The sequence below is a fragment of the Sporosarcina sp. P37 genome (assembly GCF_002109365.1).
Classification (GTDB): domain Bacteria; phylum Bacillota; class Bacilli; order Bacillales_A; family Planococcaceae; genus Sporosarcina.
Genome location: NZ_CP015349.1, coordinates 2,901,512 through 2,924,413, shown reverse-complemented (window position 1 = coordinate 2,924,413; position 22,902 = coordinate 2,901,512). Strand labels below are relative to the sequence as shown.

The window sequence follows — 22,902 nt, the reverse complement described above, 5'->3', positions numbered from 1 at the left end:
TAACATCCCTCCGTTACTCCTTGGCAATCCATGTTCGCAATAACTTCGCAAATTCTTCTGGTTTATCTTTAGCCATTTTTTCCAGTTGCTTTCTGCGCGCTGTCGCTTCGGTTTCCTGTTCCAAATTAATGTCATCTACTTTGACAGCTTCCAATTCAGCCTGTTCGAGAGCCAGCTCTTCTTCGAGTTCTGCTTCATTGCGGCGTTTACGCAAGAATAGAATGACTAAAATAATTACCGCAAGAAGCAAAATTCCTCCGATTAAATAAACCCACCATGGTATGACTGTCTTAGTATCTTCAAACGCAATATTTTTCCCCCGCAGCGGCTGGACGGATACCGCAATTTTTTCTGCCAGCATCTCATCCGTCAATTCCCCTGCTGCTTCCTTATCCAATGAAGTACGAACAATCGTCTCCAGAATACGTTCTACATCCTGACGCACTTCGGGAGCCAACGACGCAGGATCATCCGCGGTCGGCGGTTCAATCATTACTTGTATGCCAATATTACTGATTTTATAAGGGCTTTCCACTATATCTTTTCTAATTCTGTTCACTTCATTGTTTATCGTTTCTTCCAAACGCTCGTAGTCCCCGTTTCCGCCTTCGCCTTCCACATAAGTGGTCCGGTTATCGGTTGGATCTTCTGCTTCAGGAGTTCCGCCCACAGCAGGATTGGTTCCCGAAAACGATTCGGTTATCCGCTGAACACTCAGCGCAATTCCTTCCATGTTTTCCGGATCGACCGGTGTGACAAGATTTTCTTCGCGCTGCTCTTTCGTAAAGTCGATGTCTGTTGTAACGGAAACAACTACTTTATCCTGGCCCATCAGAGTACCGAGCATCATTTGAACTTGGCGCTGCAAGTCCCGTTCTATTGTCTTTTTTACACCCATTTGATCGGTTACATTTGCGCCATATGAATTTCCAGAATTATTTAAATCAAAATACTCAAAGTATTGGTTCTGTATGACGATATTATCATTAGAGAGATTTGGAAGGCTCTTTGACACCAGATTATAAAGAGAAGTTATTTGCTGTTCAGAAAACTTTTGGCCGGGATTTGTTTTCAACATAATAGCCGCACTCGCTTCAGTCGTCGTGTCATTCACGAAAATACCTTCTGTCGGTAAAGTCAGCATAACTTTTGCGTCCTTAATACCTTCTATACCCTTTATCAGGTTTGCTAATTCCGTCTGCATCGCAGCCAGCTTAATCATGTTAAATTCATTATCCGTAGTGCCAAATCCCGCGTTGTCCGAGAAAAATGAGTAATCAATAAGTCCGGAATCCGGAAATCCTTCTGCCGCAAGTGACACACGCAGATTATCCAGCTGTTTCTCAGGCACTGATATGGCTGTACCGCCCGGTTCTACTAAATAAGGAACCCCCTGACCGTCAAGCACTTCTTTGATGCGTCCGATCTCAGATGGCGATACTTCTGAATAAAGCGTTACGTATGTAGTTTTTGAAAAGAACATTGTTAAAAAAACCGCCAGCGCAATCACACTGGCCGCCGTTGCAATATATATAATTTTTTGGTTTTTTGTACGACTATCCCAGAAAGCTGTAAGATCCGCTCTGAGCTTTGTGAGTCTTTCTTTCATTCTAATCCCCCGGTCAGCCCCACGAGGCAAACTTCTGCCTCGTGCATTCTATCTGTTAGACAGGCATTCTAATGATTTCTTGGTATGCTTCTACCACTTTGTTGCGCATTTCCACAGTTGCATTGAGCGCGATGCTTGCTTTTTGAGCTGCAATCATCACGTTATGCAGATCAACATCTTCGCCTTTTACAAGCCTTGTCGTCATAGTATCTGAGATTGTTTGTTTTTCATTTACTTGATGGATTGCATTGTTTAGCATGGCTGAAAAGTTTTGCTGTGCTTCAAACGGTGTTCTTTGTACTTTCGTGTCCGGCTGTTGGATTTGCATGGCAGGCAAAGCGCCTGTAATTGATTGAATCGGCATTTATTCCACTTCCTTATTTACTGATATGATTATCTGCCAATCTCCAGTGCTTTCATCAGCATAGATTTATTGGCATTCAAAACGGTGACATTCGCTTCGTAAGATCTCGTCGCGGACATCAGGTCAATCATTTCTCTTAATGGATCAATATTCGGCATTTCCACATATCCTTCTCCATTCGCATCAGGATGTGCCGGGTCAAATACTAATTTAAACGGCGTCTCACGGTCTTCCTTCACACGCGTCACTGCTACCCCGCTGCTTGCACCGCCGCGGGAATGTACTCCCTTAGCCGCTTGAAGGAAAGATGCGAATTGTCCTTCTTTCGGTTGTAATGTGACAGTTTTCCTTCTATAAGGCTCCCACTCTCCATCCACCTGCTTGGCCCTGGTGGAATCAACATTGGCCATATTAGATGATATCACGTCCATACGGAGCCGCTGTGCAGTCAATGCCGAAGAAGATGTATTTAAACTATGAAATATACTCACAATTATCGACCTCCTTTAATCACACTTTGCATCGAGTTAAATTTCCCGTTCAATCGTTCAATCAGCGCCGAGTTGTAAATTTGGTTGGCTGCCAAATCAGCCTGCTCTTTATCCATATCGACACCGTTGCGATCCTGACGATAGCGCAGTCTGGATATGTCAAACATTTTACTGCCTGCGGAATGGGTAAATTCCATATGCCTTGAATCCGTCTTATAAGCCTCGAGGCCTTTGTTCGATTCAGCAGCAAATACTTCTTTGAAATTTACGCTTTTCGTTTTATAGTTTGGTGTGTCTACGTTCGCTATATTTTGTGATATTGCTTTCCCTTTTGCAGATGAGTAGTCAAGACCCTTTTCAAGCAGGTTGATAGTACTGCCATAGATATTCATCTTCTCTCACCCTTCCCTGATTTAGTTCTATTCTCATTGTTTTTTACAGTATTTCACGTTTGTATAATAATCTTCGACAAGAACTTTGTATAAAAATGTCGATTTTATTAATCTACTACTCTATTGTAGCGGACAATAATGATTATTGTCCAATGAATTATGTAAAATTCTGTAGTTCAATGTAACCGTTTTACGGGATTCTAACTATTCACTTTCCTGTAGTTCATCACTTTTTCAGAACTGATTTTTTCAACATAATTAAAAGGGGCTATTTTATGGATATTTAAAGTGTTTTTTCGCTGCTTAGATGCGGGGATTTCCTAAGGAGCAAGAATAAGAAAGATCGGCGGAGGATATATTATGTCTCACTCCTACCAAAGTAATCCCCGTGTCTGTATGTATAAAAAGTCATGCAACAATTATTTCAAAAATAAAAAACTGAAGGAAAGATCCGTGTTTACGGAATTTCCCTTCAGTTTATCTCCACTATTTTCAGCGGAAAAATTGTTTATGAATTGTGTTTTTCAAGTTCTTCTAAAAATTTGTCGTTCAGAACTTTAATGTACGTTCCTTTCATTCCTAAAGAACGTGATTCGATTACACCAGCACTCTCCAGTTTACGCAATGCGTTAACAATTACTGAACGCGTAATTCCTACCCGATCCGCAATTTTAGACGCTACGAGCAATCCTTCATTGCCGTCGAGCTCTTTGAAGATATGCTCAATTGCTTCATGCTCACTGTAGGACAGGGAGTTGATTGCCATCTGTACGACCGCTTTGCTGCGTGCTTCATGTTCGATTTCCTCCGATTTTTCACGCAGGATTTCCATGCCGACTACTGTCGCGCCGTATTCAGCAAGAATCAAATCATCTTCTGTAAAGCTGTTTTTTAATCTCGCAAGAATCAGTGTGCCTAAACGCTCGCCGCCGCCGATAATCGGAACAATTGTTGTCAGCCCTTCTTGGAACAACTCTTTGTTCTCTACAGGGAATACTGTATATTCGCTTTCGATATCGATATTTGGAGACGTTTCATTGATGGAGAATAAGTTATTTGTGTATACTTCTGGGAATTTGCGCTCTTCAAACATTTTCTTCATGCGGTCGTTTTCGATCTGATGGTGGATCTCCAGACCAAGCAATTTACCTCTTCGGCTTACGATGAATGCATTACAGTCAATTACATCGCTAAGTTCTTCCGCCATCTCTTTAAAGTTAACGGGACCGCCCGCACCTTTTTGCAGCATTGCGTTGATTTTTCTTGTTTTAATTAATAAACTCATTTAAATTGTTCCTCCTCATAAATCTCTTCTGACTTTAATGAATATTCTAAAGGTTTTCAATCGTTAAATAAACAATAACGACTTCTTTACAGAATGAAATGTGACAAATCTTTGTTTTTCACGATTCCATCCAGCTTTTCATCTACATATGCAGGTGTAATCTTGATGGATGCCGGTCCGATTTCTGCCGCTTCAAACGATAAATCCTCGAGCAGCTTTTCCAAAATCGTATGCAGTCTTCTCGCACCTATATTTTCTGTCTCGTTATTTACTTCAAATGCAATTTCAGCCAGTTTGCTGATTGCTTCATCCGTGAATTCAATTTCTACTTCTTCAGTCAAAAGCAGCCGCTCATATTGTTTTAGTAAAGAAAAATCCGGTTCCCGCAGTATGCGCTCGAAATCATCTTTTGTCAATTTTTCGAGTTCTACACGAATTGGAAATCTCCCCTGCAGCTCCGGAATTATATCGGACGGTTTAGACATATGGAATGCTCCTGCCGCAATGAATAAAATATAATCTGTTTTGACTGCACCATATTTCGTGGTTACTGTTGACCCTTCAACAATTGGCAAAATGTCACGCTGGACACCTTCACGCGATACTTCTCCTGATGTTTTCTGATTACTGCTCGCGATTTTGTCCATTTCATCAAGGAATATGATGCCTGCTTGTTCAGTCAGCTCAATTCCTTTACGCGCAACTTCATCCTGATCAATTAACTTATCCGCCTCTTCTGCTTCAAGCACTATGCGCGCATCTTTTACTTTCATGCGGCGCTGGACCGTCTTTTTCGGCATAAGCGAAGACAATGCATCCTGCATTCCAGACCCCATTTGTTCCATACCAGACCCTTGCAGCGCATCAAACAAAGAAGGCTGCTGTGCCTGAACATCGACCGTTACCATTTGCTCTTCAATTTGACCATTTGCAAGCTGCTGTGCAATATCGGAGCGCTTTCTTCTGATTTCAGCCTGATCAGCAGTATTTTCAGGTTCAGTCTGTGTCTTTTGACCGAAAAACATTTCAAACGGATTTTGACCGGCAGTATTCTTTTTCGCTTCAGGAACTAGCAATTTGACTAATCTTTCCTCAGCCATCTTTTGCGCCTGCTCCTTTACCGATTCACGCATATCTTCTTTTACCATGCGGATACCGGCTTCGGTCAGATCCCGTATCATCGATTCAACATCGCGTCCGACATATCCGACTTCGGTAAACTTTGTCGCTTCCACTTTTATGAAAGGTGCATGTACCAGCTTGGCAATTCTTCTTGCAATTTCAGTTTTCCCTACCCCAGTGGGTCCAATCATTAAAATGTTTTTCGGGATTACTTCTTCCTGCTCTTCGGCAGATAATTGCATTCGGCGATAGCGGTTCCGCATAGCGACTGCCACTGCCTTTTTCGCTTTTTCCTGCCCTACTATAAAACGATTTAAATACGCGGTAAGCGCCTTAGGTGTTAACTCTTGCTTCATCGCTTACAGCACCTCCACGATAATATTGTGATTGGTAAAGACACAAATGTCAGCAGCTGTTTCCAATGAAATTCGTGCGATTTCTTCAGCAGACAATTGACTGCTGTACTTCTTCAATGCTCTTCCGGCAGCCAGCGCATAATTACCGCCCGAACCGATTGCTAATACGCCATCGTCAGGCTCAATTACTTCGCCTGTACCTGACACGAGCAGAAGCGTATCTTTATCCATGACAAGCAGCAGCGCTTCCAGTTTGCGAAGAATGCGGTCGCCGCGCCATTCTTTAGCCAGTTCAACAGAAGCCCGCTTAAGATTCCCGTCAAACTCCATAAGTTTTGCTTCAAATAAATCAAATAACGTAAAGGCATCTGCCACTGAGCCTGCAAAACCTGCCAGGACTTTTCCGTTAAACAATCGGCGTACTTTTGTCGCCGTATGTTTCATGACGACAGATTCACCCATTGTCACTTGGCCGTCACCAGACATGGCACATTGTCCGTCATGATGAACAGCAAAAATTGTAGTAGCATGAAATTTCATTTTAGTTCCTCCTAGGCACGGGGGTGCGTTTGTAAATAGGTCTGGCGTAAGTGTTCATTCGTGATATGCGTATATACCTGTGTCGATGACAGGTGGCTGTGTCCAAGCAGCTCCTGGACTGAACGCAGATCAGCGCCCGCCCCAAGCAGGTGCGTCGCAAATGTATGCCGGATCATATGCGGTGTAATAGTAGTATGCAACGCTGCTTTTTCCATTAAATCATCCAAAATATAGCGCACGCCACGGTCTGTCAATGGATCTCCGCGTAAATTCACAAACAGGCTGCTGTGCTTTTTTTGTTTCATAAGCATTGGCCGGCTGGAATTGATATAATCTTGCAGTGCGTCTTCAGCAAAACTTCCGAATGGCACGAAACGTTCTTTCCGTCCTTTACCCATTACCTTTACGATTCCTAAATAATGATCCACATCCTGCACTTCAATTTCTACTAATTCACCGACACGAATGCCTGTAGCATAGAGCAGTTCAAGCAGTGCCCGGTCCCGCAATGAACGGAAGTCCTCTCCCATTGTCACGTCAAACAATTTTTCAAGTTCCTGCTGATAGAAAAAAGCCGGAAGCCTCTCTTCTTTTCTTGGGTGATATAACAGTCTGAATGCCTGATCTTCAATCCCGTACCGGGTACTGATGAATGTAAAGAATGATCGAATTGCAGATATTTTTCTGGATATACTCGTTCTCGCATAAGAGCGATTATATAGGCGCGTCACGTACAGTCTGGCGACACCGTAGTCTACGTCGTCCAGCTGCCCGATTTGTTCTTCTTGCAGAAACAGTAAAAAATCCTGAAGATCCTTTTCATACTCAGAGACTGTGTAGGATGAATAGTTTTTCTCCAGGCGAATATAGGATACATATTCGTCAGCTAATTGTTTTATTTCAGGAATCATTTTATCACCCCGACACGATTTTATTGTCACACCTCGTGCATCAGAAGATTCCAAAGATTCTTGATTACATAAAATTTGGAATTAAACATCAAATTCAATGTTGTCCATAAAACACTATACAATAGCAAGGTTTTTTGAGCAACTTTGAAAACTGATTACAGCTTAGTTATTCCCCAATTGACGGCTTTTGACACATATTAGTCAAATTACTTTGATTTTAGCTATCATCATCTGCTTGCTGATCCAGTTTGTACCACTTAGTGGACGTTTCAAATATCGAGAAGTTTCAGTTATTTATTGGAAAACGGAAAAGCGCGCCGAAGTTCATCCCTTCCGCGACACACATCCTGCTTCCAATAAACCCCGACTATCTTAGCGGGTCGCAAAAAAGGACTGAAATCAAAACCTCTTTTAAGGTTTCGGCTTCAGTCCCGGTTTATCTTACTCTATACAATGCATGATTAGATATTCGTTGTTTCTTTAAATTCTTCTACCGCATGGAGCGCCCGGTTTGCATGTTTTTCCGCACGTTCGCCTTTTGTTTTATACCGTCTTTCCAGCTCAGGGAACAAACCAAAGTTGATATTAATCGGCTGGAAGTTATTTGGATCAGCTTCCGTAATATAGCGCGCCATACTCCCGAGTGCTGTTTCTCTTGGAAAACGGACAGGTTTGTCGCCTTTTGCCAATTGCGCAGCGTTGATGCCTGCGATCAGTCCTGAACCTGCGGATTCTACATATCCTTCTACACCTGTCATTTGACCGGCGAAAAGAATTGTCGGCTGTGATTTTAATTGGTATGTGCAATTCAGTACTCTAGGAGAGTTTATGAATGTATTACGATGCATAACGCCATAGCGTACGATTTCCACATTTTCCAATCCAGGGATTAATTTCAGCACTTCTTTCTGCGCTCCCCATTTCAGATGCGTCTGGAAACCAACCAGATTGTACAATGTCCCTGCCGCATTGTCCTGCCGAAGCTGAACGACAGCTTTTGGCTCTCTGCCAGTCTTCGGATCTTCCAGTCCAACCGGTTTTAAAGGACCGAACAACATTGTTTTTGCACCGCGCTTCGCCATAACTTCAATCGGCATGCAGCCCTCAAAGTACATTTCTTTCTCGAAATCCTTCAACGGCGCAACTTCCGCAGATATGAGCGCCTCATAGAAACGTTCGAACTCTTCGGCGTTCATAGGACAGTTTAAGTATGCCGCTTCCCCTTTATCATAACGGGATTTTAAATAGACTTTGTCCATATCGATTGAATCACTTTCCACGATAGGGGCTGCCGCATCGTAGAAGTATAAATAATCTTCACCTGTCAGCTGCCGGATTTCTTCAGCGAGTGCAGGTGATGTCAAAGGACCTGAGGCAACTACCGTTATTCCATCCGGCAATTTCGTCACTTCTTCATTGATGACTTCAATATTTGGATGGTTACGGATCTTTTCGGTTACGTTATCCGCAAATTCGTGACGGTCCACTGCAAGCGCACCGCCGGCAGGAACCGCACAGTCATCTGCAGCCTGGATAATTAAGGAATTAAATTGACGCATCTCTTCTTTAATCACGCCTACTGCATTCGTTAAATTATTGGCGCGCAATGAGTTGCTGCATACTAACTCCGCAAATTTGTCTGTGTGATGGGCGGGCGTTTGCTTCACGGGACGCATTTCATATAATTTCACTTGAACCCCTCGATTAGCTAATTGCCAAGCAGCTTCACTTCCGGCTAACCCCGCACCGATTACATTTACAGTTTGCGTCATTTTAACTACCTCTTTCTCATTATGCTGGAATACTATTTATATGCTGATTAACTTTGCGTTTCTTCTTTATAATCACATTCTGTACATTGGATTTGAACACCTTTTTTCAGGCGCTTCTCCACCAGTGTATGTTGACATTTCGGACAAGGTCTCGAAATAGGTTTATCCCATGAGACGTAATCACATTCGGGATACTGGTCACAGCCGAAGAATATCCGTTTCGTTTTGCTTTTCCGCTCAACGACTTCGCCTTCTTTACATTTCGGACATGTGACACCAATTGGTTTGATAATTGCTTTCGTGTTGCGGCAGTCAGGGAAGTTGGAGCATGCCATAAATTTACCGTAGCGGCCCATTTTGTAAACCATCGGCGAACCGCACTTCTCGCAGTCTTCGCCTGCCGGCTCATCTTTTATTTCAATTTTCTCCATTTCCGCGTCAGCTACTTCAACGTGCTTTTCAAATTCACGGTAGAATTCATCGATGACCTTGCGCCATTCAATAGTGCCTTCTTCCACATGGTCAAGACGCTGTTCCATTTGTCTCGTAAATTCAATGTCGATAATATCCGGGAAATATTGATTGACCGCCTGATGTACAATACCGCCAAGCTCCGTCGGAATAAACCGTTTGGCATCTAATGTGACATAGCCCCGCTTTTGAATCGTATCGAGCGTCGGCGCATACGTGGAAGGACGTCCTATTCCCAATTCCTCAAGTGTTTTCACCAGGCGTGCCTCAGAGTATCTTGGCGGCGGCTGTGTGAAATGCTGTTTTGGATCCACTTCGGCGAATTTGACTTTCTCGCCTTCTTCAAGCGGCGGCAGGATGTTTTCTTTCTCTTCTTGCTGGTCATCACTGCCTTCAATATACACTTTCATGAACCCCGGGAACTTTACCTGTGACCCGGATGCTCTGAAACGAATATCATTGTTCAGGAAATCAGCTGTTACGGTATCTAATACTGCAGGCGCCATTTGGCTTGCGACAAACCGCTCCCAAATCAATTTATACAACCGATATTGATCTCTTGATAAGAACGCTTTCATCGCGTCTGGCGGGCGCATCGCTGAAGTCGGCCGGACTGCTTCGTGCGCATCCTGCGTATTCGCTTTTGCTTTCGTTTTTTTCGTGCTGGTTGAAATGAACTCTTCCCCGTACATCGTATGAATGAATGATTTCACTTCTTCTTTCGCACTGTCGGAAATTCGTGTAGAATCGGTACGCATATAGGTGATCAAACCGACCGTTCCTTCTTTTCCAATTGCAATTCCTTCATATAATTGCTGTGCCATCATCATCGTCTTCTTCGCGCGGAAGTTCAGCTTACGTGCTGCTTCCTGCTGGAGAGATGATGTAGTGAACGGCAATGCCGGATTACGTCTGCGTTCTTTCTTCACTACCTTAGACACTTCAAATTCATCTGACTGCAATGAATCAATGATTTTTTCCACTTGTTCCTGGTTTGTCAGCTTCAACTTTTCTGAAGCATTGCCGTAAAATGACGCTTCAAAAGTTTTATCAGCCTTTGTGAACTGGGACGTGATAGACCAGTATTCTTCTGGTTCAAACGCGTTAATTTCATTCTCGCGGTCAATAATTAATCGAAGTGCGACTGATTGCACGCGTCCTGCAGATAAGCCCTTTTTTACTTTCTTCCAGAGAATCGGGCTGATGTTATACCCTACTAGCCTGTCAAGAATACGCCGTGCCTGTTGTGCATCGACTAAATCCATATTGATCGGACGGGGATGTTTAAATGATTCTTTAATAGCGTCTTTTGTAATTTCATTGAAAACTACGCGGCAGTCAGATTCGGTATCCACACCCAGCTGATGCGATAAATGCCATGCAATTGCTTCCCCTTCACGATCCGGGTCAGCCGCGAGAAATATTTTCTTCGCTTTTTTTGCATCCCTCTTCAACTCTTGAAGTATCGGTCCTTTGCCTCGGATCGTAATATACTTCGGCTCATAATTATTCTCAGTATCTACACCCATTTGACTGCGGGGTAAATCACGTAAATGCCCCAGCGAGGCACTAACTTTATACTTTTTTCCTAAGTAACGTTCAATCGTTTTCGCTTTAGCAGGCGATTCCACAATTACTAAGTAATCTGCCATATCGTTCCCTCCTCAGAGAGATTTCTTTATATTTATTCAGCAAAAGAATATCTGTTGCAAAATGTATAACAGTTTTCGGGATAATGCAACCTTTTAAACATTTTGCAATGCGATTGGATGGCAATTACCTATAACAAATCGATAATCTGAAATCCGCTCCATAATGGCTTAGCGCCTTCATCCAACAGCTTATTCGGGCCTGCAGAAAGCGGTGAATCGATGGCGCCGGGAACCGCGAAAATTTCTTTTCCATGATCAAGCGCATGCTCCACAGTACTCATCGTTCCGCTTCTTTCAACGGACTCGGTTATGACGAGTGCATCCGATAAACCGCTGATGATCCGATTGCGCATAGGAAACGTCCATTTGGCCGGCGGCAAGTACGGCGGATATTCTGTTACGAGCAAATGATTTTTCGCCATTTTCTCTGCAATTTCTTTATTTTTCTTCGGATATATATGAGAAAATCCATGCCCCAGCACACCGATCGTTTTCCCCCCGTAGTGGATGGCGGCCCGGTGAGCCATCGTATCCGCGCCTTCAGCGAGCCCCGATACAATAGGGATACGATTGTCCACAAGCGGCGGCACGATGAAGTCCAGGGCTTTTTTTGAATACACTGTGGCTTTACGGGAACCGATAATTCCCACTCGGGGTCTGGTTTTCAGTAACGTAATGTCACCTTTACTATACAGCACAGCGGGCGGATCACATAATTGCTTTAATTCATCCGGATAATCAGGGTGAAAATACGGGATAGGGATGCAGTCCGTTTTTTTCAATAAATTCAGGATGGGAAGTGCGGATATTTCTGCATATTGGCCGGATAACTTGGCTGCTTTTTCGGCTGTCAGCCCGAAAAAATATGCCCATTGCAGCACAGAGTAAGTTTCCAGATTTTCAAGTGAAGGATTTTCCTGCAGCAGCAAATGAAAGCGGTTGAACGGCACAGGGTGGATGTAATGCATATTTATCAATTGCTGCTGCTGATTTGTATAGATCATTGAATGCTCCTTAATCGACACTACAAGCAAGAGCACGAAAAAAGGAGCAGCGATTACGCTGCTCCTTTCAGTTTACTTCGTTTTACATTTCTCGTACAGACCTTTTTCTTTCAGGACTTTAATCAATGTTTCACCGATAACCGATGGTGTTTCTGCAACTTGAATATCCGCTGCCTGCAATGCTTTGATCTTTTCTGCAGCAGTACCCTTACCGCCTGAAATAATCGCACCAGCATGGCCCATACGCTTACCTTCAGGGGCTGTCTGACCGCCAATGAAGCCTACTACAGGCTTGGTCATATGTTCTTTCACCCATTCAGCAGCTTCTTCTTCCGCCGTACCGCCGATTTCACCGATCATGACCACTGCATATGTTTCAGGGTCTTCATTGAACTCTTTCAGGACGTCAATAAAGTTCGTGCCGTTTACCGGGTCTCCCCCGATTCCTACTGCAGTAGTCTGCCCGATTCCTTCCTGCGTCAGCTGATGAACCGCTTCATACGTTAGTGTCCCTGAACGTGAAACAACGCCCACGTGACCTTTTGTATGAATATAGCCAGGCATAATGCCGATTTTCGTTTCATCCGCCGTAATGACACCCGGACAGTTCGGACCGATCAATCGAGTCTTTTTGCCTTCCATATAACGTTTCACTTTAATCATGTCAAGGACAGGTATATGCTCTGTAATACAGATTGTCATGTCAAGTCCGGCATCGACGCCTTCCATAATTGCATCCGCTGCATATGGTGCAGGAACGTAAATGATGGAAACAGTTGCCCCTGTTTCTTTAACTGCTTCTTCCACAGTGTCAAATACCGGCACGCCTTCCACCGTCTGACCGCCTTTACCAGGCGTTACGCCAGCGACAATTTTCGTACCATATTCCAACATTTGCTGTGTGTGGAACAGGGCAGTGGAACCTGTAATTCCTTGTACAATTACTTTTGTATCTTTATTTACATAAATACTCATGATTTGTACCTGCCTTTCTTATCCTATCAACTCAACGATTTTTTTCGCGCCTTCTGCCATAGAATCCGCTGCAACAATATTAATTCCGGATTCTTTCAGCAAAGCTTTCCCGCGTTCCACATTCGTTCCTTCAAGACGCACAACAAGAGGCACTTGAAGACCCACTTCTTTCGCTGCTTCAATTACACCTTCTGCAATTACGTCACATTTCATGATTCCGCCAAAGATATTAACGAAAATCCCTTTTACTTTAGGATCTGACAAAATAATTTTGAAAGCAGCTGCAACTTTTTCTTTCTTGGCGCCGCCCCCAACATCCAGGAAGTTAGCGGGTTCTCCGCCATAATAATGAATCGTATCCATTGTAGCCATCGCTAAACCGGCACCATTAACCATACAGCCGATATTTCCGTCAAGGGAAATATAACTTAAGTCATGTTTGGATGCTTCGATTTCTTTCGGATCTTCTTCATCAAAATCGCGTAATTCGACAATATCTTTATGACGGAATGTGGCATTATCGTCAAAGTTGAATTTTGCATCCAGCGCAAGTACACGCTCGTCCTTTGTTACGACTAGCGGATTAATCTCTACGATCGATGCGTCTTTTTCACTGAATACTTTATACAATCCTAAGAATAGACCTACAGCTTTATTGATTAACTTACTTGGGATTTGCATGTTGAACGCCATGCGGCGCGCCTGGAAAGGAGCCAATCCCACTACCGGATCTATTACTTCATAAAAAATCTTTTCCGGATTTTTTTCAGCAACTTCTTCTATTTCTACTCCGCCTTCAGCAGACCCCATTAACGTTACGCGGTCAGTTGCGCGGTCCACGACCAGACCAATGTAAAATTCCTGGTCAATATCGATTCCTTCTTCAACAAGAAGTCGTTTTATTTCCTGACCTTCAGGACCTGTTTGGTGCGTAACGAGCTGCTTGCCGATCAAATCAGCTGCTACTGCCCGGACGTCATCAAGATTTTTTACAATTTTGACACCGCCGGCTTTCCCTCGTCCGCCCGCGTGTATTTGTGCTTTTACCACAATCGGCGTAGTACCGAGTTCTTTCGCCACTGCCACTGCTTCTTTTGGTGAAAAAGCGACACGGCCTTTCGAAACAGCCACTCCGTAATCTCTTAATAGCTGCTTCCCTTGATATTCATGGATGTTCATACGTACTGCCTCCATTCGATTTGCAATTGCTTGAAGCTTAACTACTTTATTATTGTAATCAAACCGTCACACATTGTCCAAGAATCGCTATTGCTAATTTAATTTCTATAGATTCTTACAATTCATCGGCTCTTCTTTATTGCTTACCACCTTTTTCCCGGTCTAAACGGTAAACATAAGCAAACACTTCAGATACTGCCTGATAAAGTTCTTCAGGGATTGTTTCATTGACATTTAATTGACCAAGCAATTCCAGCAGACTCGGATCTTCCTGAACGGGAATATCATGCGCTGCCGCACGTTCCAGTATATTTTCCGCAATCTTCCCTTTTCCCTTGGCGATAACTTTCGGCGCATCTGCCACCTCTGGATCATAAGACAGCGCAACGGCTTCTTTACGGATATAGCGTTCTTCTTTCATATCCTGTAATCCACTCCTCCCTCATCAAAATGGGGGGCACTGGCAGCTTTTTCGCTGATTTGCTGCTGTTCTGTAAACGGTTTAAACGAAATGCCCGACAGCTTATACCCCGCTTTTTCCAGACCTTCTTTCAGCTGTACCTGAAATGGCATTCCCGTAGTTTTCAAAGAAGAAATTCCATTGAAAATTGTCAAGTTTACCACCTTGTTCTGCACATGCATGTCAACCAGTGTAGTCGACAGTGATTCGAGCTCCAAATAAAATAATATCCGCGCAAATGACGGATCGATCTGACCATTTTCTTTCATTCTGCCGTTCCACTGAAGCGTCGCGTCGATTTTTTTACCGAACATTTCCAAAGGCAGCTGCATGATCAATTGATGCTGCAGCCCTGTATCTCCAGACTGGATTACTGTCCCATTCATGCGCAGCACCATGGTTTCCGCTGCATCCCGCAACGGAGGAGACAGTGACGGATCCTGTAGTATGGCCAATAATTGCGGTTTCAATGTATGGGCAATATTCGACAAATCGGGGTCCTTGTCGTTAAGCACAGCTTCGTAATTCAGACCAAGTGTGCTGACAATATGCTGGATTGCCTCTTTCATGACTGGCCCATTCATCGTTTGAGACACTTGTGTTTCTGCGGCCTGAAGAATTTGCCTGATATGGTTATTGGCGGAACTTTCTGCCGCCCGGTACAGCGAACGCATCGCTTCCTCAGATTTATCCGACGGTATGAACAGAGATTGTAAGGCCTGCTGCACTTCCCTTGAGACGTCCTGCCTGCCCGCCTGCTGCAGTAACGCGTGACTTAGTTGTTCAACCGCTGCTGTTTTTGCGGTTTCAGTCAGGGGCTGTTGTGTAAATGGGCTCATACTGTTTTGCAGTGCCTGTTTCACAGGTTCAGGTAATGCGGAATTATTTTGAAGGTGGCGGGCCAGGTGCTGTTCAATTGCTTCGATCCTCTGCAGATCAGCTGCGGGCGTCTGGCTTAATTGGCTAATGGCAGTCTGGATGTTCTGAACCGATGCCAGCGCAGATGGTGCGGCTGCAGCGCCCGCCTCTGTGAATACTCTGCTGAACTGTTCGATGACTGCAGCTTTTGCGGCTTCCGTCACAGGCTGCTGAGTCAGCTGATTGAGCACGGTCTGTAATGTATGCTTCACAGATTCCGGCAGAGATGTATTGGCGAGCTGGCGGGTAATATTTTGCATAATCGCACTGACAGTCTGCTGATTCGCAGCAGCAGCCTGGGTTAATTGACTGAGCTGTGTCAAGACAGCATTTGCCGCTGCCGTTTGACTGGACGCAGCATTTGCCGCTGTTTTCGCATCCGCCGTATTCGTCACCAATTCGGCTAATACTTGCGGAAGGTTAGCCAGTGATGTGCGCGCAGGCAAAATATCCGCGCTTTTCAGAAGCTGCAGCGCTGCAAACCTCTCTGTTCTATCGGTTTGCGGATCCAGCAGCTGCGACAAGGCCGACCCTAGCAGCTCCCTGCCGACAGCCTGGCCTGCAGGAGTGGATAACGCCTGCATGGTCGTTACTAGCTGTTCCCGCAGCGCAGGAGACAGATTGGGCTCTTTTTGAATGGCGGTCTGCAGTGTGGTGAGTTGCTGTGAAATCGTGCCGCTTTGCGCCTGAAGCAATGAGCGGAAGACTGACGGCGTAATAGGAAGACGCGACTCTGCCATTTTACCGAGCGTTTCAACGGCAATCGCTTTCATCCCCCGGGGCGCAGATTGCAGGAGAGTCACAGCTTCAAGGAGGTTTTCTTTTGTGACCGGAATCTTTTGCCTGATAATCGCGGTCAGCATATCCTTCATTTCCTGTGTTTTCGGCAAGTCCAGCGACTCCATCAGCTGTGACAGTTGTGCAGACTGACCTTCCCCGCTCCGCATAGGACCGGAAATGACTTGCAATTGTAACTCAGGTTCCGTGCCGTTGACTTTGAAGAAATATTGATCTCCTGCCTGCATAGGGACTTCCAGTTTTGCATACAGCCGCTGATTTCCTACTTGCACTTGCGCCATTTGCCCCGGGAATAATTGAGCGATCTTCCCGTGAATCATCTGACCTTCCCTTAAAGTCAGCGGCTTCGTTTCAGTTGAAGCTGCGCCGGCGGATGAAATGGATAAGGAGCTAAGATTCATTGTCTGTTCCTCCACATCGTTTTAATCGGTTCAAAAGTTTTCCGGTGATGTTCGCAAAACCCGTGCGTTTCAAGTCCTTGAAGGTGCTTGGCAGTTCCGTAACCCGCATTTTCATTGAATGCGTACCAAGGAAACTTTTCATGCAATTCGTTCATCAGTGCATCCCGTGTTGTTTTGGCTAAAATGGAAGCTGCTGCGATTGCCAAACTTTTTTCGTCACCTTTTACAATGGAATAACAAGGACATTCCAGATTCAGATTCATCGCGTCAGCTATCACTGCATGGGGTGCCGTTTCCAGGCTGCTGACGGCTGTTTCCATCGACTGTTTCGTCGCCTGATAGATATTCAGTTCATCTATCCGAGCGGCGGGCTGCACGTGTACAGCGTACGCTATAGCCTGTTCTTTAATTAGAGCGGCAAATTCCTGTCTTTTTTCTTTTGATACTTTCTTTGAATCATCCAATCCGATTAACCCAGGACACTCCTCCGGAAGAATGACGGCAGCTGTGACAACCGGTCCAGCAAGCGGTCCTCTTCCCGCTTCATCAACTCCTGCAATCAATTGAATCCGGTTCGATCTATAGGAATCATCAAATGCTTTTTTCTGCTGGAATTCCTGTACAAGCAATTGGCTTTTTTCGTACCGTTTATGCCATTGGCTGATCGCCTGCCGGACACCTTTGCGCTGATCGGACTGCAGTTCTTCCAGCCACTCGTTCGGTTCCTGCAAGTTCTCCAGTTGTTTTTTTATTTGCTGTATCGTCATCATTTTCTTCACCTGTCCATCTGAAAAGTTATTGTCTATGTATTATATCGGTTCCCAAATCATTTTTTCGACAAAAAAGCAACGGCCGGGAAACTCCATCCCAAGCCGTTGCTTTTAATTATTCAAATTCTTCCGGGAAATCAAATGTTAATTTACCTGCCTGCTGGTCTCGTATGTCCTGCACAACCATCTCGGCGACTTTGTCATAATCTATTTCTCCGCCGGCACCGTATACTTTCCGGCGTTCACCGATCTTATCGAACAGCGCTTGAATGTTTTCACCGACTTCTGACATCTCATAACGCTGCTCAAGCCGCTCCGGATAATGCGCTTCCAAAAAGCGGAGTCCGTAGACCGCCAGCTCTTCCATATTCAGTATGGAATCTTTAATCGCGCCCGTCAATGCCAGTTTATAACCCGCTTCGGGATCTTCAAACTTCGGCCAGAGTACGCCCGGTGTATCAAGTAATTCAAGTTCTTTGCCATATTTAATCCATTGCTGGGCTTTCGTGACGCCTGGTTTATTACCTGTTTTTGCAATATTTTTCTTTGCCAGCCGGTTGATCAATGTCGATTTCCCTACGTTTGGAATACCGACAATCATTGCGCGGATTGCACCAGGGCGGATCCCTCGCTGCTTCATGCGGTCAAATTTCGGCTGCAGTATTTCTTTCGCTGCTTTCATAACTGTTTGCAGGCCTTTTCCTTCAAATGAGTTAATCGCAACGGTGCGAAAACCCTGCTCTTCAAAATATGCAATCCAGCGTTTGGTCTGCACTTCATCCGCCAGGTCCATTTTGTTTAAAATAAGCAGTCTGGGTTTTTGATGGATGAGTTCATCAATCATTGGATTACGTGAAGAGAGCGGTAATCTCGCGTCTATTAATTCAAACACAATATCCACTAATTTCAGTTTTTCAGAGACTTCGCGTCTCGCTTTCGCCATATGGCCCGGAAACCACTGAATGGTCAATCGAATCGTCTCCTTTCGTTATTTCACAAGACCGAAATCTTTGATCGGCCAAAATACCACACTTGTGCTGCCGATGATTTCATCGATCGATACCGCACCGATATGTCTTGAGTCTTTGCTCTTCCGACGATTGTCGCCCATCACAAATACATGATCCTCCGGCACTGTTTCCGCCTCGATTTGCGGGACATCCTGCAGTGTGAAATCTTCTGTCAGCGTTCCGTCCTGCACTTCGGCTTTGTATTGATCAAGATACGGTTCTTCATACGCTTTGTCGTTTATATAAAGCACATCGTCCTTGTATTCCACCGTGTCGCCAGGCAGACCAATTACACGTTTGATATAGTCTTTCTGTTCGGGTGCATGAAACACGACGATATCAAAACGATGCGGTTCGCCGATGGTATAACCGATTTTATTGACAATCATGCGGTCTCCATGCTCCAATGTCGGCATCATGGAAATTCCGTCGACAACGATTGGCGTGAATAAAAAGATACGTATAATAGCAGCCAATCCAAATGCAATTAACAGCGCTTTGATCCATTCTAAGCCTTCACTTCTCGTTTTCTTTTCTTCCATCAGTCCTGCCTCCTGCCTTGTCTGTTATTATTGTACAGTTATTTGTCATTCGGAGCAAAAAGAAAGGAGGCCAAATGCAAGGCCCCCTTCGTTTTGCTTATCTGATTAGCGGAGTTCTTTAATACGTGCTGCTTTACCGCGCAATTTACGCAAGTAGTACAATTTCGCACGACGAACTTTACCGCGACGAGTTACTTCAATTTTTGCAAGTTTTGGTGTGTGTAATGGGAATGTACGTTCCACTCCAACACCGTTTGAAATTTTACGGACAGTGAAAGTTTCGCTGATTCCACCACCGCGGCGTTTGATAACAACACCTTCGAATAACTGGATACGCTCACGAGTTCCCTCAATGATCTTCACGTGTAAGCGAAGAGTGTCACCGGGACGGAATGAAGGGTGCTCAGTGCGCAACTGATCTTTTGTAATATCTGCAATTAGTTTTTGCATGTTTTTCTCTCCTTCTTTTCTGATGCTCTTGCACGTGTTGAATTGCAGCGGAACAACAGTAAAATAGGCGCTCTTAAAAAGCGCTTAATAAATCATATCATATGCAAGTTGGCGAATCAAGCAAATTCAGTCTCTTTTTTGTTTCCATTGCCGGTAAAGTTTTTGCTGATAATCCGTAAGCGGAGCATCCTCCAATAGTTCCGGGCGCCGTGCAGCCGTGCGGTAAAACGCCTGCTCTTCTCTCCACTTATCAATTTCAGCATGATTGCCTGATAACAGCACAGGAGGCACTTCCAGGCCGTTGAATGATGCAGGGCGGGTGTACTGAGGATGTTCCAGCATGCCCGTCGAAAACGAGTCGTGGACAGCTGAGAGATCATTTCCAAGCACGTCCGGCAATAATCTCACTACACTGTCGATAATCGCCATCGAAGCCACCTCTCCGCCTGTCAGGACGAAGTCACCCAGGGAGATTTCATCTGTCACCAAATATTCTCGGATTCTTTCGTCATACCCTTCATAATGACCGCAGATGAAAACCAGATGCTGCTCCTGTGCAAGTTCTTCTGCTTTCTTTTGTGTAAAGCGTTCGCCCTGCGGACACATCAGAATGACACGCGGCTTGCTTTCACCTGTACCGGTCACCGCTTCCACTGCGGCGAAAAGAGGTTCAGGTTTTAATACCATTCCCGCTCCGCCGCCATACGGGTAATCATCCACTTTTCTATGTTTATTTGTTGCATAGTCACGAAAATCCGTTACTCGAAATGATGCGGCTTGTTGTTCCTGCGCTTTTTTCATAATGGAAGAATGCAGCACGCCTTCAAACATTTCCGGAAACAGCGAGAGTACGTCGATTTGCATCATGAAAGCAGACCGTCCATCAGTTCAATTGTAATTACTGATTCGTCGAGATTTATATCTTTTACGACATCTTCAATGTACGGGATATAATGCGGTTTTCCTTCAGCAGGTGTGACTGTCCAGACGTCATTGGCGCCTGTTTCGATAATCTCAGTAACAGTGCCGATCTCTTCACCTGTATCTGTAATAACACGGCAGCCGATGATTTCATGGTAGTAGAATTCATTCTCTTCAAGTTCTGTCAGCTCTTTTTCCGATACTTTAATCACGCCGTCACGGAACTTCTCCACGTCATTGATGTTCGGATAACCTTCAAACGTCAGCAGGTCAAAGTTTTTATGCTTGCGATGGCTTGTCACCGTCACAAAAGTCGGTGTTTTACTTTTTGGCATAAAAATCGCCAGCTTGCTTCCTGCTTTGTAACGCTCCTCCGGGAAGTCCGTCTTTGACATAACACGCACTTCCCCTTTAATACCATGTGTATTGACGATGGTGCCTACGTTAAACCATTCCATTATTTCGCCTCCGTTATATGAATCAAGTATTTATACGTGCAAAAAAAGGAAGGAACCGGGGCTCCTTCCTTTTGGATCAATCCAAAATATCCAAATACACTTTTTTGCCGTGGTGGCTGCCTGCTGCTGAGTAAACAATCGTACGGATCGCTTTTGCCACACGACCTTGCTTCCCGATCACTTTACCCATATCTTCCGCATTCACTGATAACTGATAAACGACTCGCTGAGACTGCTCTTCAGATACCACTTTCACGTCATCCGGGTAATCGACTAACGGTTTTACAATTGTTTCAATCAGCTGCTTCATGTCCACCCCTCCAAATTACTTGCTGTATTTAGCGTTATGGAATTTTTCCATGATACCTTGTTCTGAGAACAAGTTACGTACTGTATCAGATGGTTTAGCTCCATCCTGAAGCCATTTCAAAGCCAATTCTTCGTTGATATCAACTGTTGCCGGCTTTGTAAGCGGGTTGTATGTACCAACCTGATCGATTTGACGGCCGTCACGTGGTGCACGTGCATCAGCTACTACAATACGATAAAAAGGAGATCTCTTAGCTCCCATACGTTTTAGACGAATTTTAACTGCCATTATTATCTACACCTCCGAATAGTTTCACACAAGATAGTATATTATCAAGGTTTTGTTTGTTTGTAAAGTGTTTTTTCTTAACACCTGTTATTTTATTTAAAAAATGAATCAAAACCAGGCATTTTGCCCTTCTTTTTGCCTTTTTGCTGCATGTTGGTCATCTGTTTGACCATTTTCTTCATTTCTTCAAACTGTTTCAGCAGTCGGTTCACTTCCTGAATGGATGTGCCCGCACCAGTTGCAATCCGTTTTTTTCGGCTTGCGTTGATAATGTCCGGATTTTCGCGTTCAGCCAATGTCATGGAATAGATGACTGCTTCGACACGACCCATCTGACTTTCATCCACTTTTGCACTGTCAAGCCCTTTAATTTTATTGGCGCCTGGCATCATTTTTAAAATTTCATCGAGCGGCCCCATCTTTTTCACTTGCTGCAGCTGATCAAGGAAGTCATCGAGCGTGAAAGTTTGCGTGCGCAATTTCTGCTCGAGCTCTTTTGCTTTGGTTTCATCCACGTTTTCCTGCGCTTTTTCAATGAGCGACATGACATCGCCCATGCCAAGAATTCGTGATGCCATACGCTCCGGATGAAACGGCTCCAGCGCATCCATCTTCTCGCCCATACCAACGAATTTGATCGGTTTTTGCGTAACAGAACGAATGGACAATGCCGCCCCGCCGCGGGTATCTCCGTCGAGTTTCGTCAGCACAACACCCGTGATTCCAATGGTCTCGTCGAAACTCTTAGCCACGTTGACAGCATCCTGACCTGTCATGGCATCGACTACCAGGAATACCTCATCAGGCTTCGTCAGTTCACGGATATCCTTCAGTTCCTGCATGAGGGCTTCATCGACGTGCAGACGGCCGGCTGTATCAATGATGACTACGTCATGGTGTTCGCGCTCGGCTTCTTCCATTGCCTTGCGTGCAATTTCAACAGGTGACTGATCTGTTCCCATAGAGAACACAGGAATGGTGATTTGCTTCCCAAGCGTTTCGAGCTGCTGAATGGCAGCCGGACGATAAATATCCGCTGCAACGAGCAAAGGCTTTTTATTATGTTTTTTACGCAAAACCGTGGCTAATTTGCCGGAAGTTGTCGTTTTACCGGCCCCCTGCAAACCGACCATCATAATGACAGTTGGTGATTTGCGGGAAAATTGGATCGGGTTCTGCTCCCCGCCCATCAGATTCGTCAATTCATCTTTAACAATCTTTACGACTTGCTGTCCCGGCGTCAAGCTTTTCATAACGTCCTGGCCAACTGAGCGTTCGCTGACCGTCTTGACAAATTCTTTCACAACTTTTAGGTTAACGTCGGCCTCAATCAGCGCAAAACGCACTTCCCGCATCATTTCTTTTACATCAGATTCATTGATTTTGCCTTTGCCTGTAATCTTATTCATCGTACCTTGCAGGCGTTCGGCCAGACCTTCAAAAGCCATAGACA

At 44.7% G+C, this 22,902-nt stretch carries 24 protein-coding genes; all 24 read right to left on the bottom strand.

The window, feature by feature from the left end; genetic code table 11:
- Positions 1 to 13: 13 nt before the first annotated feature.
- Complete coding sequence (gene fliF, locus SporoP37_RS14565; protein ID WP_081244358.1) at positions 14 to 1,609, bottom strand: flagellar basal-body MS-ring/collar protein FliF; 1,596 nt, start codon at positions 1,607 to 1,609, stop codon at positions 14 to 16.
- A gap of 55 nt (positions 1,610 to 1,664) precedes the next feature.
- Complete coding sequence (gene fliE / locus SporoP37_RS14560; protein ID WP_081244357.1) at positions 1,665 to 1,973, bottom strand: flagellar hook-basal body complex protein FliE; 309 nt, start codon at positions 1,971 to 1,973, stop codon at positions 1,665 to 1,667.
- A gap of 29 nt (positions 1,974 to 2,002) precedes the next feature.
- Positions 2,003 to 2,464, bottom strand: coding sequence for a flagellar basal body rod protein FlgC (flgC, locus tag SporoP37_RS14555; protein WP_081244356.1), 462 nt, complete (start codon positions 2,462 to 2,464; stop codon positions 2,003 to 2,005).
- Between the two features lie 2 nt (positions 2,465 to 2,466).
- The gene (gene flgB, locus SporoP37_RS14550; protein WP_085431324.1) at positions 2,467 to 2,856 is read right to left on the bottom strand and encodes a flagellar basal body rod protein FlgB; all 390 of its coding nucleotides are present in this window, start codon (positions 2,854 to 2,856) and stop codon (positions 2,467 to 2,469) included.
- Between the two features lie 508 nt (positions 2,857 to 3,364).
- Entirely contained in the window at positions 3,365 to 4,141 is a 777-nt protein-coding gene (codY, locus tag SporoP37_RS14545) for a GTP-sensing pleiotropic transcriptional regulator CodY (protein ID WP_085431323.1), read from the bottom strand.
- A gap of 86 nt (positions 4,142 to 4,227) precedes the next feature.
- Positions 4,228 to 5,619 carry an ATP-dependent protease ATPase subunit HslU gene (gene hslU, locus SporoP37_RS14540; protein WP_081244353.1) on the bottom strand — a complete coding sequence of 464 codons (1,392 nt, stop codon included), beginning with the start codon at positions 5,617 to 5,619 and terminating at the stop codon, positions 4,228 to 4,230.
- A gap of 3 nt (positions 5,620 to 5,622) precedes the next feature.
- Positions 5,623 to 6,159 carry an ATP-dependent protease subunit HslV gene (gene hslV / locus SporoP37_RS14535; RefSeq protein ID WP_081244352.1) on the bottom strand — a complete coding sequence of 179 codons (537 nt, stop codon included), beginning with the start codon at positions 6,157 to 6,159 and terminating at the stop codon, positions 5,623 to 5,625.
- Between the two features lie 11 nt (positions 6,160 to 6,170).
- Positions 6,171 to 7,070, bottom strand: a complete 900-nt coding sequence (gene xerC / locus SporoP37_RS14530; protein WP_085431322.1) for a tyrosine recombinase XerC — start codon at positions 7,068 to 7,070, stop codon at positions 6,171 to 6,173.
- A 461-nt stretch (positions 7,071 to 7,531) separates the two neighbouring features.
- Positions 7,532 to 8,842: an FADH(2)-oxidizing methylenetetrahydrofolate--tRNA-(uracil(54)-C(5))-methyltransferase TrmFO gene (trmFO, locus tag SporoP37_RS14525; protein ID WP_081244350.1), complete on the bottom strand. Its 1,311-nt coding sequence runs from the start codon at positions 8,840 to 8,842 to the stop codon at positions 7,532 to 7,534.
- Positions 8,843 to 8,889: 47 nt separating this feature from the next.
- Positions 8,890 to 10,965 (bottom strand): type I DNA topoisomerase, encoded by a 2,076-nt coding sequence (gene topA, locus SporoP37_RS14520; protein ID WP_085431321.1) that lies wholly within the window; start codon positions 10,963 to 10,965, stop codon positions 8,890 to 8,892.
- A gap of 128 nt (positions 10,966 to 11,093) precedes the next feature.
- The gene (gene dprA, locus SporoP37_RS14515; protein WP_081244348.1) at positions 11,094 to 11,969 is read right to left on the bottom strand and encodes a DNA-processing protein DprA; all 876 of its coding nucleotides are present in this window, start codon (positions 11,967 to 11,969) and stop codon (positions 11,094 to 11,096) included.
- A gap of 72 nt (positions 11,970 to 12,041) precedes the next feature.
- On the bottom strand, positions 12,042 to 12,944 hold the full coding sequence (sucD, locus tag SporoP37_RS14510; protein WP_081244347.1) for a succinate--CoA ligase subunit alpha: 903 nt from the start codon (positions 12,942 to 12,944) through the stop codon (positions 12,042 to 12,044).
- 18 nt (positions 12,945 to 12,962) lie between these two features.
- Positions 12,963 to 14,123: an ADP-forming succinate--CoA ligase subunit beta gene (sucC, locus tag SporoP37_RS14505; RefSeq protein WP_081244346.1), complete on the bottom strand. Its 1,161-nt coding sequence runs from the start codon at positions 14,121 to 14,123 to the stop codon at positions 12,963 to 12,965.
- 136 nt (positions 14,124 to 14,259) lie between these two features.
- Complete coding sequence (locus tag SporoP37_RS14500; RefSeq protein ID WP_081244345.1) at positions 14,260 to 14,544, bottom strand: EscU/YscU/HrcU family type III secretion system export apparatus switch protein; 285 nt, start codon at positions 14,542 to 14,544, stop codon at positions 14,260 to 14,262.
- On the bottom strand, positions 14,541 to 16,700 hold the full coding sequence (locus tag SporoP37_RS14495; RefSeq protein WP_085431320.1) for a hypothetical protein: 2,160 nt from the start codon (positions 16,698 to 16,700) through the stop codon (positions 14,541 to 14,543). The genes SporoP37_RS14500 and SporoP37_RS14495 overlap by 4 nt, the downstream gene beginning before the upstream one ends.
- Positions 16,697 to 17,470, bottom strand: coding sequence for a ribonuclease HII (locus tag SporoP37_RS14490; RefSeq protein ID WP_081244343.1), 774 nt, complete (start codon positions 17,468 to 17,470; stop codon positions 16,697 to 16,699). The genes SporoP37_RS14495 and SporoP37_RS14490 overlap by 4 nt, the downstream gene beginning before the upstream one ends.
- 115 nt (positions 17,471 to 17,585) lie before the next feature.
- Entirely contained in the window at positions 17,586 to 18,440 is an 855-nt protein-coding gene (gene ylqF, locus SporoP37_RS14485) for a ribosome biogenesis GTPase YlqF (protein ID WP_081244342.1), read from the bottom strand.
- Between the two features lie 18 nt (positions 18,441 to 18,458).
- Positions 18,459 to 19,025, bottom strand: a complete 567-nt coding sequence (gene lepB, locus SporoP37_RS14480) for a signal peptidase I (RefSeq protein ID WP_369821984.1) — start codon at positions 19,023 to 19,025, stop codon at positions 18,459 to 18,461.
- Between the two features lie 102 nt (positions 19,026 to 19,127).
- The gene (gene rplS, locus SporoP37_RS14475) at positions 19,128 to 19,472 is read right to left on the bottom strand and encodes a 50S ribosomal protein L19 (protein WP_081244340.1); all 345 of its coding nucleotides are present in this window, start codon (positions 19,470 to 19,472) and stop codon (positions 19,128 to 19,130) included.
- A 126-nt stretch (positions 19,473 to 19,598) separates the two neighbouring features.
- Positions 19,599 to 20,339, bottom strand: a complete 741-nt coding sequence (gene trmD / locus SporoP37_RS14470) for a tRNA (guanosine(37)-N1)-methyltransferase TrmD (RefSeq protein ID WP_081244339.1) — start codon at positions 20,337 to 20,339, stop codon at positions 19,599 to 19,601.
- Positions 20,336 to 20,851, bottom strand: a complete 516-nt coding sequence (gene rimM, locus SporoP37_RS14465) for a ribosome maturation factor RimM (RefSeq protein WP_085431319.1) — start codon at positions 20,849 to 20,851, stop codon at positions 20,336 to 20,338. The genes trmD and rimM overlap by 4 nt, the downstream gene beginning before the upstream one ends.
- A gap of 76 nt (positions 20,852 to 20,927) precedes the next feature.
- The gene (locus SporoP37_RS14460; protein WP_081244337.1) at positions 20,928 to 21,161 is read right to left on the bottom strand and encodes a KH domain-containing protein; all 234 of its coding nucleotides are present in this window, start codon (positions 21,159 to 21,161) and stop codon (positions 20,928 to 20,930) included.
- 15 nt (positions 21,162 to 21,176) lie between these two features.
- Positions 21,177 to 21,449: a 30S ribosomal protein S16 gene (gene rpsP / locus SporoP37_RS14455; protein WP_081244336.1), complete on the bottom strand. Its 273-nt coding sequence runs from the start codon at positions 21,447 to 21,449 to the stop codon at positions 21,177 to 21,179.
- A 92-nt stretch (positions 21,450 to 21,541) separates the two neighbouring features.
- Positions 21,542 to 22,897 carry a signal recognition particle protein gene (gene ffh, locus SporoP37_RS14450; RefSeq protein ID WP_081244335.1) on the bottom strand — a complete coding sequence of 452 codons (1,356 nt, stop codon included), beginning with the start codon at positions 22,895 to 22,897 and terminating at the stop codon, positions 21,542 to 21,544.
- Positions 22,898 to 22,902 lie beyond the last annotated feature (5 nt).